Source organism: Syntrophus buswellii (assembly GCF_046097065.1).
GTDB classification, from domain to species: domain Bacteria; phylum Desulfobacterota; class Syntrophia; order Syntrophales; family Syntrophaceae; genus Syntrophus; species Syntrophus buswellii.
The window spans coordinates 2980380-2995348 of record NZ_CP175563.1 but is presented as its reverse complement, the minus strand read 5'-3'; the positions used below and the strand labels follow the sequence as shown (position 1 = coordinate 2995348).

Here is a 14969-nt window from a genome sequence, read left to right as displayed (position 1 = left end):
CTTAGAAAAAATACCATGTTTACCTGATTGATTTATTTTATCCGCCCCATTATAAAAACGTTATGAGATTGAGGTTCATGCGGGTTTCATGGCATGAAGAATCGGCAACGGCTTTTTGGAAAAAAAGATGTCATTTTTTAATTTAAAGGAGGGTCTGTTTATGAAAGGAATGAGATGCCACATGCGCATGATGTTCCTGCTTGCCGCTGGATTGCTTTTCGGAATCGTTTCAATGGCCGGCGCGGCGCCCCTGGTGGTTTACTCGAACGATTTCGACGGGGCGGAATCCTTTTATGGGGGTGTTGCGGGAGGTTTGTCGGGTATCGTTACCACGGAAGGCGTGCAGGGCTACAGTGCCGACGGCTTTTCTGGGAATTTCCTCCGCAATACGACTACGGGAAACCCAGCGGGAAGTACGGTGCTGACGCTGAGCAACCTGCCCGCCCACACTTCGATCGACGTCAATTTTCTCTTCGCCTTCATTGATTCCTGGGACAGCAGCAACGGCTCCGTTTCACCGGACTGGTTCAATGTGAAAATTGACGGGACCCCTGTTCTCCAGATCACCGCGGCCATCGCGAGTGGAAGCATCACTTACGGAGGAATGGAGCTTGGAACGATGTATAATCGGGGATTTTCCGGCTGGGCAGACCGCGCCTTCGACATGGGTCCCGAATCGCTTCTTTCGATGGCCCATAGCTCATCCACCCTGAGCATCGAATTCTTTGCCAGCGGGAGCGGGTGGCAGGGCAGCACCGACGAATCGTGGGCCATCGAGAATCTGCAGGTTACCGCCAATCCCGTGCCGCTTCCCGGTGCCTTCCTTCTCTTTGCCCCCGGATTGGCCGGCCTTCTGGCGATCAGGAAAAGATTCCGGAAATAACGAAGGGTGGTTGAAAGGGCGGGAGGGCCCACCGGTGATGATCCTGCCCGGTCTGTTTCTCCCCCTTCCGGATGGCCGCTTTCGAGTGGTGTCCGGATAAACAAGGCGGACGTTTCCGCCCGCCTTGTTTATCCGTTGCTTTCTGGCCGCTGAGTCATCTCAATAGCCGTATTTCCGAAAACGGTTGATACGTCGCGGCGTCCAATCTAAACGATGATGACGTCCCATTCACCCGCTTGGTCCTGTCAATACGATTCCGCCTTCATCACGTGCTGACTTTTCGGCTGAAATCCGGTGATCACCATTCCATTTCTTCCAGCTCTTCCGACTTGGCAATCAAGTCGCAGACGATTTCCCTTGGATCGATCCCCTGTTTCCTGCAATCCGCAAGGGCCTCCATCAGACCGTTCTCTTCCAGCAGCTTAAGCACGACCTCCAGATCCTCTTTGTCCATCCTTTTACCCCCAACGACACGTTTTGAATGGATTCAGAATATCGGATCCATGCGTGATGTCAAGAGGTTAATGCGAGGGCCGGTTTGGCTTGTTCCTGTCCGGCATGGACGTCTCCGGTCCGCAGGAGCCGGAAAAGAAGATTTCGTTGATTCCCGCCAAGCGCCCTTTGGCTTCAGCCGCCGGTTATATTCCCGTCCTGTCAGACAAGGACTGAACCTGCAGCTTCTGCTCGGTCTGACTACGCCAGATCGCTATCCGCTTAGAAGCCAGGATCTCCTGTTTAAGATGCTTCCGGAATTGTGACGGCTCAATGTTCATGACGCCGCAGATGAGCTCCAGAAAAACGTTTCCCCTGTCGAAAATAAAGGATTCCGCCAGTTCTCTTGATCCCGGCCGTTCTCCTTTGAGCGTCAGGACCGCATCCAGCATGACGGCAACCCACAGGCGGAAGGCCCCTGACCGGGTTGAAGGATCTGCATTGAAAATGGTCTCAAAATCATCTGCTTTCATGGGAAAATGAAGGGTATGGATTCCGGGTCGCTTCCGCCTGTGACACAATCACTCGGTTTCACGGCCCGGATTTCCATAGCCATGTTGACGACATGGTCTGGCTTGGAGTATCCTGAATGTTATAGCGTTCTATGAACTGTTCCTCCGGGTGGAGAAAAATCCAAAGAGTGGCTGTCTATATTGGTTCAAAGGAACCCAGGCGATGTCCTGATGATCATGTCCGGCAGGTTCCGAGTCATTTCGTGAGCGCTCAATCGATCTCAGGAAACTATCAGGCCAGGTGGAAGGAGAAGCGTCGGATGCTTGCGGGTGGCAGCGATGTTATGGCCAGAATTACTGGAAGCGTCTGTTTCCCGGCCGTTCTGTAACGTCTTTCATCTCCGAGCTCCCCTTTGAATGTTTGCCTTTCCTTATTGATTAGCAATTACAATGCCAGCTTCTTTCCCGATTTTCTTCTTTATGCACGCAGCGATTGGGTCCAGCCCGTTTCGAAGATTGCAGCTTCGCCGCTTCAGGTCCGCCGTAATGCTCCGCATCCTCTTCTTTTTCATCCGGGGCGGGGGAAAACTCCTGGAGATAACCATTCGACTCCTTCCCCTGGGCAACCAGCAGGAGTGGATGCTCTTTGACAGATTCATCATTACAGCCAAATCAACACGCAAGGTCACTCTGCTGATCGGTGGATTGCAGGGGATGCTGGGCGCGTTGGCCTTCTGGATCGTCGGCATTGAAGGGCCCATGCTGTGGGGCCTGATCATGGTCGTTACGACGATCGTTCTTCGGTTTTTCAGGTTTCATGCCGGGGCCGATTATTACCTCGCTCATGCAGTCCGTCTGTCATATGTGCGAACAGCTCTACCAGGATCTTGACGTTCTGGAGTAGGGCCATGTTCAGACCGAAGGGCCCTCTGTCCCTTGAAGGTTCTGTCGAGGATTTGACAGCGCCGAGAGTGCGGTTGAAGAGGGGGCTTGTCTTATTGGAGGAAGGGTTTCAGGATAAAGTAAAGCAAGGCGGAGATGAAGGAAGATACGGGGATCGTCAGAATCCAGGCCCAGATGATGTTTCCGGCGATGCCCCAGCGGACTGCGGTGAGACGGATCGTGGAGCCGACGCCGACGATCGCCCCCGTTATGGTATGGGTGGTGCTGACCGGAATGCCGGCGAGCGAGGCCCCGATAATGGATATGGCCGCCGCCGTTTCCGCACAGAACCCGCCCATGGGACGAAGCTTGGTGATCCGTGTGCCCATGGTCTTTACGATCCGCCAGCCGCCGGAAACTGTTCCCATGGCAATGACGAAATAGCAGAGAAACACGACCCAGAAAGGAATGTAAAAGGTCGGCCCCAGCAGTCCCTTGCCGAAAAGCACCATGGCGATGATGCCCATGGTTTTCTGGGCGTCATTCATACCGTGCCCCAGGCTGTAGGTGGCTGCGGAGAAGAGCTGCAATTTGCGGAAGATATGGTCCAGCTTGGATGGGTTGGACCGTCGGCTCAGGTTAAGGACGAGGATCATCAGCGCAAGCCCCAGGATCATACCGATCATGGGGGAAACGACAATAAAAATCGTTGCCTTGGTGATTCCCGACCAGACCAGGACCGATGAACCGCCCTTGACCATGCCGGCGCCGATCAGTCCCCCGATCAGCGCGTGGGAGGAACTGCTGGGCAGTCCGAAATACCAGGTGATGAGGTTCCAGATAATGGCGGCGCCCAAAGCGGAAAAAATCAAGAGGTTATCGATGATGTCCGGGTGAATGATGCCGGTGCCGATGGTTTTGGCGACGGGGACACCGATAAAGAAGACTGCGGCAAAATTGAAAAAGGCCGCCCAGATGACGGCGTATTTTGGAGGAAGCACCTGAGTGGAGACGATGGTTGCAATGGAGTTTGCGGAGTCATGAAAGCCGTTGATAAAGTCAAAGACCAGGGCCACTGCAACCAGAAAAATGACAAAGGCAAGAGAATCAAGCATTTTTCAGGACTATTCCCTCGGCAATATTGGACACATCTTCGCAGGTGTCGATGGCTTCTTCAATCCGTTCAAAAATTTCCTTCCACTTGATCAGTTCGACCACATCCTTTTCATGTTCGAACAGCCTGGTGACGGCCGTTCTCAGAACGACATCACCTTCATTCTCCGCCGTGTTGATAGCCACACAGGCGTCGATGATCATCCGGGCATTTTTCATGTTCCTCAGGGCGTGGACGACCTCCTTCACCTTGGAAATCGCTTTGTTGAGGATGCGGGTTTGTTCCTTCAGCTCCGGGGCCGGCTCCCTGATCCGGTAAAGGGACATTCGAATGGCACAGGCTTCGGTGATATCCAGAATGCTGTCCATCTTGTTGACGAGGGCATAAATATCTTCCCGATCGAGAGGGGTGAGAAAGGTCCGGTGCATTTTCTCATAGGTCCGGTGCGTGATGACGTCGGCCTCGTGTTCGATTTCTTTGAGCCGGACAATCTTGGGTTCCGCCTGGTCATAATTTTCCAGGATATCCATGAACAGAAGACCGCCCTCTTCGATCTTGACCGCCAGCTCTTCGAAAAGATCGAAAAACTTTTCTTCTCGAGGGATTATTCTCATCCGGTGCTTTCTCCTTCCCTGAAGTCGTCGACACGGCGTTGAGTATGAGGCGACAACTTTCGCCGTCAGTGCTCTATAAAATAAACGCACAAAAAGCAACTGTTTTATCCATGGGATGCTCATGGTGAATCCCTGGAAATCCTACACCTGATCCCTCCCGGCATCCGGCCGGACGTCAGGGCGGCCGGATGACCAAATGCTCCGCGGCCTTCACCATTGCCAAGACTTAGGGAACATGATATGATAATGTTAATATCAGACCTTTGATATTACTGATATTTTTACCAAAGAACGACGACCGTGTCCAGGCAATACGCTGCGTGTCGCATCGTTGCGCTGCCTGCCCCCGAACAGCAGGAGAATAGACACGGATCGGATCGAAAATCGAGACGTCAGAGTCGGAAAAGAGCCGCCTTATGCCTGAACTTCCCGAAGTTGAAACCCTCTGCCGACAGTTGCGATCGAAAATTGTCTCTTCAAGGATCGCGGGGATATCCATCCTGGACAGCAGGCTGCAACTGCCTGAACATGTGAAGGGGCAGCAGGTGATTTCCGTGACGCGGAGGGGAAAATGGATCGTCATCGGGCTGGATGACGGGAGGAGGCTGGAAATTCACCTGAGAATGACAGGGCGGCTGCTCTGGCAGGAAAAGGAGGCAGCGCTGCCGATGCATTGTCGCCTTGTCTTCGATTTGTACTCTCACCAGGTGGTTATCGTGGACCCCCGGCGTTTTGCCACCCTGTCGCTGGCGGGGGGGGGAGAAGGGCACGACGGGGCTGTTGACGCGCTGGCTTCCCGATGCGCTGAAACCTTGATCGCAAAGGGCTGTAAAAGAAGGCGTCCGCTGAAGTCTTTTCTGATGGATCAGGGGATCATCCGGGGAATAGGGAACATCTATGCCTGTGAAATTCTCTACCGGGCGGGATTGAGCCCCCGGCGCGAGACAGCCGGCCTCTCGCCCGACGACTGGCGGAATGTTGAAAAGGCGATTGGGGCGGTCCTGACAAAAGCCATTGACTGCCGGGGGACGTCCATCTCCGACTGGCGTGATCTCTTTGGCAACAAGGGTGAATATCAGAAGGAGCTTCTTGTCTACGGCCGTGAAGGGCAGAAGTGCCACCGGTGCGGGGAACTAGTCCACAGGGAGCGGCTTCTGGGGCGGGGAACATGGTTCTGCCCGGGATGCCAGATGTGATTTCCTGAAGAGGATCTGTCCCCGGTTTACACAAGAAGGCGGGTATCGTATGGAGAAAACAAACGTTGCAAGGGTTTTGACCGTGTAACGATCCAGGCCGGGTTATTTCGACGCGGCCGTCGCGGCAAGCAGCACGGCCATGCCCTGCCTGATTCGGGAAACTCCACTGTAGCTGCGGATGTCGGCGGGGTTGAATTTGATGACGCACGTGGGTGTCGAATGGACATTAAACTGCCTGATGATGTGGTTGAATTCGGGATATACGGGCTTTAAGTCGTAGACTTTGAAGGGGATGTTGCGTTGTTCGAATCTGCGGACGATTTTCTGTTCGTCGACGGTATCCTGGTGTTCAGCAAGGGAAAACAGCTCCCGCCGGGCTCTGAGAACGTTCCTGCTGGAACCCGAGGCGCAGGCGGCGTAAAGAAAATAGCGGTTGAACAGAACCGTCTCCCTGTGAATGGGAAGATCGACAAAATGAATTTTAACGGCGTTCCTTTTAATCAACTCCTGCAGGGTGGAATCCAACTCCTCTTCCAGGGTCTGACAGGGGCCGCAGAAATAATCGGTAAAGATGTAAAGTTCGTATAATCCGGACCCTATGGAGGGGAGCCCGGGCTTCTCAAGGCCGCCGGCCGCTGACACCCGGCAGGGAAAAGCGACGCTGATCGCAAGATATCCCGCCACGGTCAAGAGGAGCGCCATCATCCTGCCCGATGAAAGGCGGGGGACAGCCGCTTTTGCCCTTGTATAGGAAAGGGTTTTCCGGCAGTATCGGTTGCGCGATGCAAGGCCTGGGACATCAGAATTGAAGATCCTGATGATGGTCAGCAGGTAACGATACAGGGTTTGCATTTCTGATGACGCCGACAAGATGGCTTCCTCCTTGGTCGGAGCTGTGGCGGTATTCCGGGAACGTGTTGCTCGTGATAGCCCGGTTCCCCATATTGTAAAATGCAAAAAACCGCCCCCTTTTTCCCAGCGGCGGGAAAAAGTCTTTTTTTGATGAGGCGTTTATGCCGGAGAGCCGGCGGCACATCCGGCAGAGCGCGTCATGGACAATATGATGACAGAAGTTTATGAGGTGGTTCTGTTCGATTCCGTCAGTCATGCTCTGAAAGCGGAAAAAATAATGATATCAGGAAACATCCCTTTCAAGCTGATACCTGTTCCCCGCCACATCAGTTCTGATTGCGGTTTTTGTATCCGTTTCCCTTCCCGGTTCCATCAGCAGGTTGCCGATGCCTTGAAAGGCACCGTGGAGTTCGTTGCCATCCGGCCTCTTTGAGCAGGCGAAGTGCCGTTTCCTGCGGCGGCATCCCGTTCCGTCGATCGATGATCCGGCCAAGATGAGAGGCCGAAGGGTTCTGGAATACGCAGGAAAGAGACGGGATACACCGCCGCGGCCATCCGGCTGTCTCGAATGCCGGAACTGGAAAAAGCATAAAAAGGACGGTGCCCGTCAAAATCTGGTTATGCCTGCCGACGACAAAAAAGTCTCCGTGAATCTGTGTGATCCTCCGATGCCCTGGTCCCTGATCGTTCCCTGTCCGCCTGTGACTTTCCCTTTTTTGCATTTCACCCCTGTTTTTCCCCTGTTCTCAATCTATGGCATTTAATTTGCCTTAACAGTCCCCCACAAAAGGGTGGCCATGGCACGGTTATTGACTGCGTCAGAGGAACATCAGGCTGTCGGGTTCGTGTGCCAAGATATGGGTTTAATCATCTAATAACAAGAGAAATTCAGGAGGTAAGGCGTGAAAGGGATGAGATTAAGTGCCAAATTGACTGGCGGGTTCGTGGTGGTGGCATTGATTGCACTGGTCATCGGGCTGATCGGAATTACGCAGATCAAAAAGATAGAAAATGCCGATACGGCGCTGTATCAGGAAAATACCGTTGGGCTGGGTATGATCGGCAAGGTCAATGAGGCCTATATGAATCTGCGGGTTGTGATGATCTATAGCCTGGTGAACAGGTTTGCCCTGGATAAGGACATCAGCTCGGTGCTTGGAACGGTCAAGGAAATGGATACAAAAATCAAAGGGCTGATCGATAACTATGAAAAGACGGTTACAAGCGATCAGGAACGGGATCTTGTCAACAGGATCAAGAAGAATCACGAGCAGTATCTTGTCAACTGCGATAAAATGGTGGGGCTGGCGGCAGCGGGCAAGAGAGATGAAGCCATGGCCGTAATTCAGGTGGCAAACCCGCTGGGTCAAGCCATCACAGGCGATCTGGAAAAGCTCAATGAAGGGGAGATGAAGCAGGCAAAGCAACGAGCGGAGGACAACAGCAGAATTGCCAACCGTGCGGTGTGGCTGGCCGGTATCATCACCATTCTGGGCATGGTCCTGGCCGTAGGGCTCGGTCTGTTGATCTCCGTTTCCATTACGCGCCCGATCAACCAGGTCGTTTCGGGACTTTCAGACGGAGCGGAACAGGTGTCCGCTGCGTCATCGCAGGTCGCATCTTCCAGCCAGATCCTGGCGGAAGGGTCTTCAGAGCAGGCGGCTTCCCTGGAGGAAACTTCCTCTTCACTGGAAGAGATGTCTTCAATGACCAAGCAGAATGCCGATAACGCCAGTCAGGCCAGATCTTTGATGGAGGAAGTGGGCAAGTATCAGGCCCACACCAGAGAGCAGCTGGAGAACCTGGTTGGCGCCGTTTCGGAGGTGGTCAAGTCCAGTGAAGAAACGAATAAAATCATCAAGACCATTGATGAAATCGCATTCCAGACCAATCTTCTGGCCTTGAATGCCGCGGTGGAAGCGGCCCGGGCAGGCGAGGCGGGCGCCGGTTTCGCCGTGGTGGCCGAAGAGGTCAGAAATCTGGCGATGAGATCCGCCGATGCTGCGAAAAACACCAGCAGTCTCATTGAAAACACCATCAAGGCCATTCAGAGAGGGAATGAATCCACCCAGCAGACCCAGAATGCGTTCAAGGACCAGATGGCTGTGGCCAGCAAGATCAAAGACCTGGTCGACGAAATTGCGGCTGCCACTTCGGAGCAGTCCCATGGCATTTCCCAGGTCAACATCGCCGTTGCGGAGATGGACAAAGTCACGCAGCGCACTGCGGCCAATGCGGAAGAATCCGCCAGTGCATCAGAGGAACTGAACGCTCAGGCTGAGCAGATGAAGGGCTACGTTGCAGAGCTGGTCCAGATTGTAGGAGGCTCCAGCCATGCGGTAACGTCTGCCGGTGGAAGAGGCGCATCAAGGGCTCTTTTGCAGACGGACCGGTCTGGCCGTTCGGGCCGAAGCGGCGCCAAACGGGCCGTCCTGTCCAATTTCAAACCTGATTTGAAGGGCCGGAAGCTATTGGCTTCGGGAAGAACCCGCGCGGTTTCTCCCGAAGAGATTCTTCCCATGGAAGACGAGGGATTCAAAGATTTTTAAAAAGGTTAAAAAAATAGTTGCATCCCGGTTTCGACTATGGTAGAAGCTCTCATGTTTGTGCAGTGTCCGTTTTATATTAAATAAAATCCATTAAAGAGAACCGCACAATCCTCAGGCGAGGGCGTGCGGTTTTTTTGTTGGGTAAAGCGGGTGCTGCCGGTTCGAGTGGTCTACGGACCATGCGGACCTAATTAATTGAATGGGTTTTCAGGAAGAAAACCACAAAAAGGAGTTGTTAAAGATGTCAGAAGGAACAGTAAAATGGTTCAACGCGTCCAAGGGGTTTGGTTTTATCGCACAGGACAATGGAAATGACGTATTCGTTCATTTTTCCGCTATCAAAATGGATGGTTACAAGGCCCTCGAGGAGGGAGCCAGAGTCAGGTTCGATGTTGTCAAGGGCAACAAGGGTCCCGCGGCGGACAATGTTGAATTACTGTAATATCGGGTTGAGCTTCAGGGGATAACAAGGCCGGCGAGAAGGAGGCGGCGACAGGCTCAGGCCGTCTGCGCCAGGGAGCCGTATGGAACGCCGACATCGTTAGCCCGAGAAGGACGGCCGGAAAAAAGAGCTGATTGAACTCAAACAGGGGACAAGGTGCTAAGCCTTGTCCCCTGTTGTGTAGAGCGGAATCGCTTTGTTTCCGTCCGCCGGGATTTTGTGAAAGGGATTGTTACATAGAAGAAGATATGAAGACATTTGATGAGCTTGAGCTGAAGGCCGATATTCTTAAAGGGTTGGACGGGCTGGGTTTTTCTCTTCCGACGCCGGTGCAGGAAAAGGTTATTCCAATTCTCCTGAAGCAGCAGGTCGACGTGGTCGGACTTGCGCAAACAGGAACGGGGAAGACGGCTGCCTTCGGCATACCGCTGATCCAGTTGACGGATGTGCGGAGAAAGCAGACCCAGGCTCTGGTCCTGTGCCCGACCCGTGAGCTCTGTGTTCAGGTGACTGGAGATCTGAACCTGATAGGTCGGTACGTTCCGGGCCTGAGAATCACTTCGGTTTACGGCGGGGCGAGCATTGTTCATCAAATTCATGAACTTCAAAAAGGGGCGCAGATCATCGTGGCCACTCCGGGGCGCCTTTATGATCTGATCCGCCGGCAGTCCGTCGATCTTTCCGCCCTGAACTGGGTTGTCCTGGACGAAGCGGATGAGATGCTGCAGATGGGTTTCAGGGAAGAGCTGAACGCGATTCTGGCTGAAACACCCGATTCAAAAAACACCCTGCTCTTTTCTGCGACCATGTCGGGTGAAGTAGCCGGGATTGCATCGGATTACATGAAAGATCCCGTTGAAATCACCGTTGGCCGCCGCAATGCCGGGGCGGAAAATGTCCATCACGTCTATTATGTCGTGTCAGACCGGTACCGTTACCAGGCCCTGAGGCGCATTGCCGATATGACCCCGGATCTCTACGGGATCATTTTTTGCCGGACGCGGCTGGAGACGCGCGACATCGTTGAAAAGTTGATCGAGGATGGCTACAGCGCCGATGCCCTCCATGGTGAGCTTTCCCAGAGCCAGCGGGACCACGTGATGCACAAATTCCGCAGCAGAAATATCCGGATGCTGGTGGCCACGGATGTGGCGGCCAGGGGGCTGGATGTCAACGATCTGACCCATGTGATTCATTACAGTCTCCCGGACGAGCCTTCAGGCTATACGCACCGGAGCGGCCGCACAGGCCGTGCGGGAAAGGCGGGTATTTCCGTCGCCCTGATCGGTGTGCGGGAAAAGTACAAACTCCGGGGCATCGAGCGGAGTCTCAAGAAGAATTTCGAGGAAGGCCGCATTCCTTCCGGTCATGAGATCTGTAAAAAAAGGCTCCTCAGCCACATGGAGGCCGTCAAGCAGGCCGAGATCGATCCGGAACAGATCGACCCCTTTCTGCCCGTTATCTCCAGGACCCTGGAAACCCTCGACCGGGAGGAACTGATCAAACGTTTTGTTTCTATGGAATTTAACCGTTTTCTGGCGTCTTACCGGAACGCACCGGACTTGAATGTCGTCGAAAAGGTGACCGTTAAGAAAAAGATTCGGGAGGCCGGAAAATCGTCTTCACCGGTTCACAGGAAATCAACCCGCTTTCTGATCAATGCCGGAAAGAAAGACGGCATCAGCCAGAAAGGCCTGATGCGCGATCTGTCTCATGCCATGGGGATACCGCAGCTTCGCCTGGACGGAATCGAAGTGATGAACAACACCTCCGTCCTGACGGCTGACAGCCGATTTGCCCGGAAGATGGCGCAGGCCCTGCGGACGTTAACGGCCAACGGACGGCCTGTCACCATAGAGATTGACCGGAGAAACAGCGTTGGACGCAAGGCCGAAAAGCAGCCTTACGATTCAAGCCGCACGAAGCAGGATGGAAAAGTCCGGAGAGTCCTGCCTGAAGGCGAGCACCGATTCGCGCCCAGGGAGACGACAGGGCGGCATCGCGGATGCCACCTGAGCTGAGCGCATCGGCAATCCGTTCACTCGCCAACGCCTGAGCCTCTGGCACCTTCTCGCCCGGGAAAGCCGGTTCAATTTACCGGGCCGGTGCGGCTTCGGGATAATAGCCCAAGATCCGGGACATGGGCGTCATTTCCCGAATCCTTCCCAGCGCTTTTTGAACGACCGGATCATCCTCCCTTCCCAGAAAATCCAGAAGAAACGCATAGGCGCCGGGATTCCGGCGGATGGGCCGGGATTCGATTCGCGTAAGGTTGATCTCATTTTCGGCGAACACCTGCAGGACTTCGAAAAGGGCACCGGCCCGATGCTGCGTGGAAAAGACCAGTGAGCATTTATTTCCGGGAGTGGCACTGGGCTCCCGGGAGATCAGGAGAAAGCGGGTAAAATTATCCGTGTTGTCCCCGATATCTTCCTTGATGACGTCCAGACCATAGAGTTCTGCGGCAATCGGACTGGCGATGACCGCTGTGGAACTCGGCCGCTCCTGGGACAGCCAGCGCGCCGCGCCGGCCGTGTCGTAAAAGGGGCGCGGCTCCAGTTTGTTTCGCGACAGGAAGCTGCGGCACTGCGCCAGGGCCTGGGGGTGGGAATAAACCACCTTGATCTCCCGGTAGTCGGTACCGGGCAGGGCCAGGAGGCATTGGCGAACGGGAACCACGACCTCGCCGGCGATGTTAAGCTCCGTCTCTACCAGGATGTCGTTGACTTCGGTCACGGCGCCTTCCAGGGAATTTTCCACCGGCACCATCCCAAAGTCCAGCTCCTTGTCCCGCACCCCCTCGAACACATGGGCGAATTCCATGCAGGGAATGGGGATCATGTCTTCGGCATAGCGGCGGACGGCCAACTCGCCCCAGGCCCCGTGCTCTCCCTGAAAGCCCACCAGCTTAAGGTTTCGCTCCTGCAGCAGTTTGCTTTCCGAGATGATCGACTGATAAAGCTCCGTAATGAATTCCGGGCGGATCAGCCCACGGGCCTGGGACAGCATCTGTTTTAAAACCTGCTCCTCGCGGGCAGGGTCCAGGATGAACTGCTTGAGTTTGCCGGTCCTCAACACGTATTCCATGCGCTGGTTGATGAGCTTGACTATCTGCATATCCGTCTGATCGATTTCGGCCCGTATTTCAGCTAAGTGCATCTTTTTTCTCCTTCATATAGCGTTCCAGGAGTCTGACTTCCTTTACGATTTCGTCAAACTCGCCGTGGGTCAGCGCCTGATCCTTGTCACTGAGGGCTTCCGGTGGATTCCGGTGGACTTCCAGTGTGATTCCGTCGGCCCCGGCCGCGACGGAGGCCAGGCACATGGGTTTGATGAGGCTGACTTTTCCCGTGCCGTGGGTGGGGTCCGTGATTACCGGCAGATGGCTGATTTCCTTGACCGCTGGAACAGCGCTAAGATCGAGTGTGTTCCTCGTGTAGGTTTCGAAGGTGCGGATCCCCCGCTCGCAGAGTACAACCTGAGGATTTCCCTCGTTCATGATGTATTCGGCGCAATTGAGCCATTCCTCCAAAGTGGAGTACATGCCTCGTTTCAGCAGAACCGGCCGCTGGCATTTCCCCACTTCCTTCAGCAGCGAGAAATTCTGCATGTTCCGGGCGCCGATCTGCAGCATCTGGGCGAATTCCGCAACCCAGGAAACATCACGGGTATCCAGCACCTCGGTGATCACCGGCAGACCCGTGGCTTCTCCCGCTTTGGCAAGATATTTTAAGCCCTGCAGCCCCAGCCCCTGGAAGGCGTAAGGCGAAGTCCTGGGCTTGAACGCGCCGCCGCGGAGGATGTCGGCCCCGGCTGCCTTGACAGCCAGCGCCGTTTCCATGATCTGGTCGTCGCTCTCCACGCTGCATGGTCCTGCTATGATAACCAGGCTTTCACCGAACACGGCATTCCCCACCTGGATTTTACTTCGCTCCTTGCCGAGCCCGGCCACTAGTTTCAGATTTTCCATTGAAATTTCCTCTATTCAAGACCGGAAGTCAGGAAGGACCCGGAGTTCTTTCGTGTTCTCACCGGCTGTCTTTCAAAGGCGGCAGCGGAATCGAGATGGCTCCAGTTCCTGTTTCCTATAATGAAAACCGGACGATTTATTAATTTTATTAAATACCATGTTTAGTTTTCACCAACAACTGAAATTTCCCTCGTCAGGACGGCTCCTCTGCCCTGCGCCGTTGATCGGCTTATGCCCGGATATCTATCTCTGCGATGCCATTGACTTTTCAGGGCTTCTTTTCTTATAATATCCGAAATAAGGGATGGTGTTTTTATCTCAGGGAGGAGGGATCCTCTTCATCTTTCTTGAGGAAATCTCAAGCCTGAGACCAGCCCGGCCGATCGGGCCGGAACCGGAAGGAGCCTCAAGATGAATGCACGTAACACCAAAAGGCATGGCCGGAAGATCTGTTTCGCCATCGTTTTGCTGGGCGTCCTGATCCTGCTGACGGGTTGCGCAATGACCTCGGCTCGGCCCCAGGGGATCGTCGGCACGGCAACCCTGCTTGATCTGAGCGGACTGGCCTGGATCGAGGACGATCTGTTTCTTGGCGTTCACGATACCAAAGGCGGTCGGGAGAAGAATGCACTGCCCCGGGTCAGCATTGTCCGCCTTCCCAGATCCGAGACCAAGGGGGTCACCTGGAAATCTCCGGAGTTGAAATTTCCCGGACCCGGCGGCTCCGCCAGTGATCTGGAGAGCGTCAGCCGCATTCCGGGTGGAAGGGGCTTTCTGCTGGTTGAAAGCGGCCAGGCAGGCGAAGAGGCCCGGCGGATCTTCTTTGCACGATATCATGGGGGGGCGCTGACCATCGAGTCTTACGCATCCTGGCCCGTTCCCGTCGAAAATGTCGAGGCTACCGAGGTCTGCCAGGTCGGGCAGCAACTGGTTTTCCTTTACGCGGAGCGTGCCGGCGGCCTGCTGTCCACAAAAATCCGCTGGGCGAAACTTTCCCTGGATCCAATCCTGTTCGGGCCATTCAAGGAGGTCACGTATCACGCGGAAGACCCCGTCGGAATCAATACCCGGCCCATCGTTGCTCTGGCGGTTGACGGCGAGGGCTTCATCTACAGCGCGTCCGCCAGCGATCCTGGAATCGATGACGGCCCGTTCCGCAGTGTGGTATGGCAGATCGGGAGGGTCCTTGCCGATCAAGAAGGCAATCCGACGGTCGAGCTGGGCGGGGAAAAACGGTTGGCAACCCTGGACGGATTGAAAGTCGAGAGCATCGCCGTCCGCGAAACCAAAGAGGGCCGCAGGCAGATCTTTGTGGGAACGGACGATGAAAACTACGGCGGGATCATCCGCCTGCTTCCCGGGGCGCCCTGAAGCGGAGTCCGCTCACTTCGCCCTTTGAACAGACGGCCGTCCAGCGTCGGATTGCCGCTGTAATCCAGGACCAGAACATTCTCAACGGCGACGTACCCGATCCGGGAAGAGCGCTTGAAACCCACGGGTCACCTGGCGTTCCGATGATCGAT

Annotated in this window: 16 protein-coding genes; 8 read left to right on the top strand and 8 right to left on the bottom strand. The window is 54.7% G+C overall.

The annotated features are described in order from the left end of the window. Positions 1 to 160: 160 nt before the first annotated feature. Positions 161 to 883 (top strand): hypothetical protein, encoded by a 723-nt coding sequence (locus ACJ77P_RS13480; protein WP_367359993.1) that lies wholly within the window; start codon positions 161 to 163, stop codon positions 881 to 883. 298 nt (positions 884 to 1181) lie between these two features. Here ACJ77P_RS13480 and ACJ77P_RS13475 read toward each other — a convergent pair whose 3' ends face one another. Together ACJ77P_RS13475 and ACJ77P_RS13470 are read right to left on the bottom strand one after the other, a co-directional pair. After that, the gene (locus tag ACJ77P_RS13475) at positions 1182 to 1337 is read right to left on the bottom strand and encodes a hypothetical protein (RefSeq protein ID WP_367359992.1); all 156 of its coding nucleotides are present in this window, start codon (positions 1335 to 1337) and stop codon (positions 1182 to 1184) included. A 184-nt stretch (positions 1338 to 1521) separates the two neighbouring features. Next, a complete protein-coding gene (locus ACJ77P_RS13470) occupies positions 1522 to 1848 on the bottom strand; it encodes a hypothetical protein (RefSeq protein ID WP_408998532.1) in 327 nt (108 codons plus the stop codon). A gap of 459 nt (positions 1849 to 2307) precedes the next feature. On the opposite strand from ACJ77P_RS13470, the gene ACJ77P_RS13465 reads away from it, so the two are divergent. Further along, a complete protein-coding gene (locus ACJ77P_RS13465) occupies positions 2308 to 2718 on the top strand; it encodes a hypothetical protein (protein ID WP_408998531.1) in 411 nt (136 codons plus the stop codon). A 104-nt stretch (positions 2719 to 2822) separates the two neighbouring features. On the opposite strand, the gene ACJ77P_RS13460 is transcribed toward ACJ77P_RS13465, so the two are convergent. Both ACJ77P_RS13460 and ACJ77P_RS13455 read right to left on the bottom strand, forming a co-directional pair. Continuing rightward, the gene (locus ACJ77P_RS13460) at positions 2823 to 3824 is read right to left on the bottom strand and encodes an inorganic phosphate transporter (RefSeq protein WP_367359989.1); all 1002 of its coding nucleotides are present in this window, start codon (positions 3822 to 3824) and stop codon (positions 2823 to 2825) included. Further along, positions 3817 to 4437, bottom strand: a complete 621-nt coding sequence (locus ACJ77P_RS13455; RefSeq protein ID WP_367359988.1) for a DUF47 domain-containing protein — start codon at positions 4435 to 4437, stop codon at positions 3817 to 3819. The genes ACJ77P_RS13460 and ACJ77P_RS13455 overlap by 8 nt, the downstream gene beginning before the upstream one ends. A gap of 416 nt (positions 4438 to 4853) precedes the next feature. On the opposite strand from ACJ77P_RS13455, the gene mutM reads away from it, so the two are divergent. Continuing rightward, a complete protein-coding gene (gene mutM, locus ACJ77P_RS13450; RefSeq protein WP_367359987.1) occupies positions 4854 to 5633 on the top strand; it encodes a bifunctional DNA-formamidopyrimidine glycosylase/DNA-(apurinic or apyrimidinic site) lyase in 780 nt (259 codons plus the stop codon). Between the two features lie 102 nt (positions 5634 to 5735). Here the strand turns inward: mutM and ACJ77P_RS13445 are convergent, their stop codons facing one another. Continuing rightward, positions 5736 to 6503: a DsbA family protein gene (locus tag ACJ77P_RS13445; protein WP_408998530.1), complete on the bottom strand. Its 768-nt coding sequence runs from the start codon at positions 6501 to 6503 to the stop codon at positions 5736 to 5738. Positions 6504 to 6684: 181 nt separating this feature from the next. Here ACJ77P_RS13445 and ACJ77P_RS13440 point away from each other — a divergent pair, with 181 nt between their 5' ends. The 4 genes from ACJ77P_RS13440 to ACJ77P_RS13425 all read left to right on the top strand — a co-directional run bounded on the left by ACJ77P_RS13440 (position 6685) and on the right by ACJ77P_RS13425 (position 11497). Then, on the top strand, positions 6685 to 6918 hold the full coding sequence (locus ACJ77P_RS13440; RefSeq protein WP_367359985.1) for a DUF3343 domain-containing protein: 234 nt from the start codon (positions 6685 to 6687) through the stop codon (positions 6916 to 6918). Between the two features lie 469 nt (positions 6919 to 7387). After that, positions 7388 to 9034, top strand: a complete 1647-nt coding sequence (locus ACJ77P_RS13435; protein ID WP_408998529.1) for a methyl-accepting chemotaxis protein — start codon at positions 7388 to 7390, stop codon at positions 9032 to 9034. Positions 9035 to 9275: 241 nt separating this feature from the next. Further along, positions 9276 to 9476, top strand: a complete 201-nt coding sequence (locus tag ACJ77P_RS13430) for a cold-shock protein (RefSeq protein ID WP_093883538.1) — start codon at positions 9276 to 9278, stop codon at positions 9474 to 9476. Between the two features lie 248 nt (positions 9477 to 9724). Continuing rightward, the gene (locus ACJ77P_RS13425) at positions 9725 to 11497 is read left to right on the top strand and encodes a DEAD/DEAH box helicase (protein ID WP_408998528.1); all 1773 of its coding nucleotides are present in this window, start codon (positions 9725 to 9727) and stop codon (positions 11495 to 11497) included. A 73-nt stretch (positions 11498 to 11570) separates the two neighbouring features. Here the strand turns inward: ACJ77P_RS13425 and pheA are convergent, their stop codons facing one another. Together pheA and aroF are read right to left on the bottom strand one after the other, a co-directional pair. After that, positions 11571 to 12635 carry a prephenate dehydratase gene (gene pheA, locus ACJ77P_RS13420; protein ID WP_367359983.1) on the bottom strand — a complete coding sequence of 355 codons (1065 nt, stop codon included), beginning with the start codon at positions 12633 to 12635 and terminating at the stop codon, positions 11571 to 11573. Continuing rightward, positions 12622 to 13446, bottom strand: a complete 825-nt coding sequence (gene aroF, locus ACJ77P_RS13415) for a 3-deoxy-7-phosphoheptulonate synthase (protein ID WP_408998527.1) — start codon at positions 13444 to 13446, stop codon at positions 12622 to 12624. The genes pheA and aroF overlap by 14 nt, the downstream gene beginning before the upstream one ends. A 411-nt stretch (positions 13447 to 13857) precedes the next feature. On the opposite strand from aroF, the gene ACJ77P_RS13410 reads away from it, so the two are divergent. Next, complete coding sequence (locus ACJ77P_RS13410) at positions 13858 to 14817, top strand: hypothetical protein (protein WP_408998526.1); 960 nt, start codon at positions 13858 to 13860, stop codon at positions 14815 to 14817. On the opposite strand, the gene ACJ77P_RS13405 is transcribed toward ACJ77P_RS13410, so the two are convergent. Then, entirely contained in the window at positions 14778 to 14942 is a 165-nt protein-coding gene (locus ACJ77P_RS13405; protein WP_408998525.1) for a hypothetical protein, read from the bottom strand. The two genes, ACJ77P_RS13410 and ACJ77P_RS13405, sit on opposite strands and share 40 nt — an antisense overlap. Positions 14943 to 14969 lie beyond the last annotated feature (27 nt).

What these genes read in the sequence shown, in the direction of transcription:
- ACJ77P_RS13440 (WP_367359985.1), top strand. Translation starts at nt 6,685, where the DNA reads ATGGACAATATGATGACAGAAGTTTATGAGGTGGTTCTGTTCGATTCC.
- ACJ77P_RS13465 (WP_408998531.1), top strand. Translation starts at nt 2,308, where the DNA reads ATGCACGCAGCGATTGGGTCCAGCCCGTTTCGAAGATTGCAGCTTCGC.
- ACJ77P_RS13425 (WP_408998528.1), top strand. Translation starts at nt 9,725, where the DNA reads ATGAAGACATTTGATGAGCTTGAGCTGAAGGCCGATATTCTTAAAGGG.
- pheA (WP_367359983.1), bottom strand. Translation starts at nt 12,635, where the DNA reads ATGCACTTAGCTGAAATACGGGCCGAAATCGATCAGACGGATATGCAG.
- aroF (WP_408998527.1), bottom strand. Translation starts at nt 13,446, where the DNA reads ATGGAAAATCTGAAACTAGTGGCCGGGCTCGGCAAGGAGCGAAGTAAA.
- ACJ77P_RS13410 (WP_408998526.1), top strand. Translation starts at nt 13,858, where the DNA reads ATGAATGCACGTAACACCAAAAGGCATGGCCGGAAGATCTGTTTCGCC.
- ACJ77P_RS13475 (WP_367359992.1), bottom strand. Translation starts at nt 1,337, where the DNA reads ATGGACAAAGAGGATCTGGAGGTCGTGCTTAAGCTGCTGGAAGAGAAC.
- mutM (WP_367359987.1), top strand. Translation starts at nt 4,854, where the DNA reads ATGCCTGAACTTCCCGAAGTTGAAACCCTCTGCCGACAGTTGCGATCG.
- ACJ77P_RS13470 (WP_408998532.1), bottom strand. Translation starts at nt 1,848, where the DNA reads ATGAAAGCAGATGATTTTGAGACCATTTTCAATGCAGATCCTTCAACC.
- ACJ77P_RS13480 (WP_367359993.1), top strand. Translation starts at nt 161, where the DNA reads ATGAAAGGAATGAGATGCCACATGCGCATGATGTTCCTGCTTGCCGCT.
- ACJ77P_RS13430 (WP_093883538.1), top strand. Translation starts at nt 9,276, where the DNA reads ATGTCAGAAGGAACAGTAAAATGGTTCAACGCGTCCAAGGGGTTTGGT.
- ACJ77P_RS13460 (WP_367359989.1), bottom strand. Translation starts at nt 3,824, where the DNA reads ATGCTTGATTCTCTTGCCTTTGTCATTTTTCTGGTTGCAGTGGCCCTG.
- ACJ77P_RS13455 (WP_367359988.1), bottom strand. Translation starts at nt 4,437, where the DNA reads ATGAGAATAATCCCTCGAGAAGAAAAGTTTTTCGATCTTTTCGAAGAG.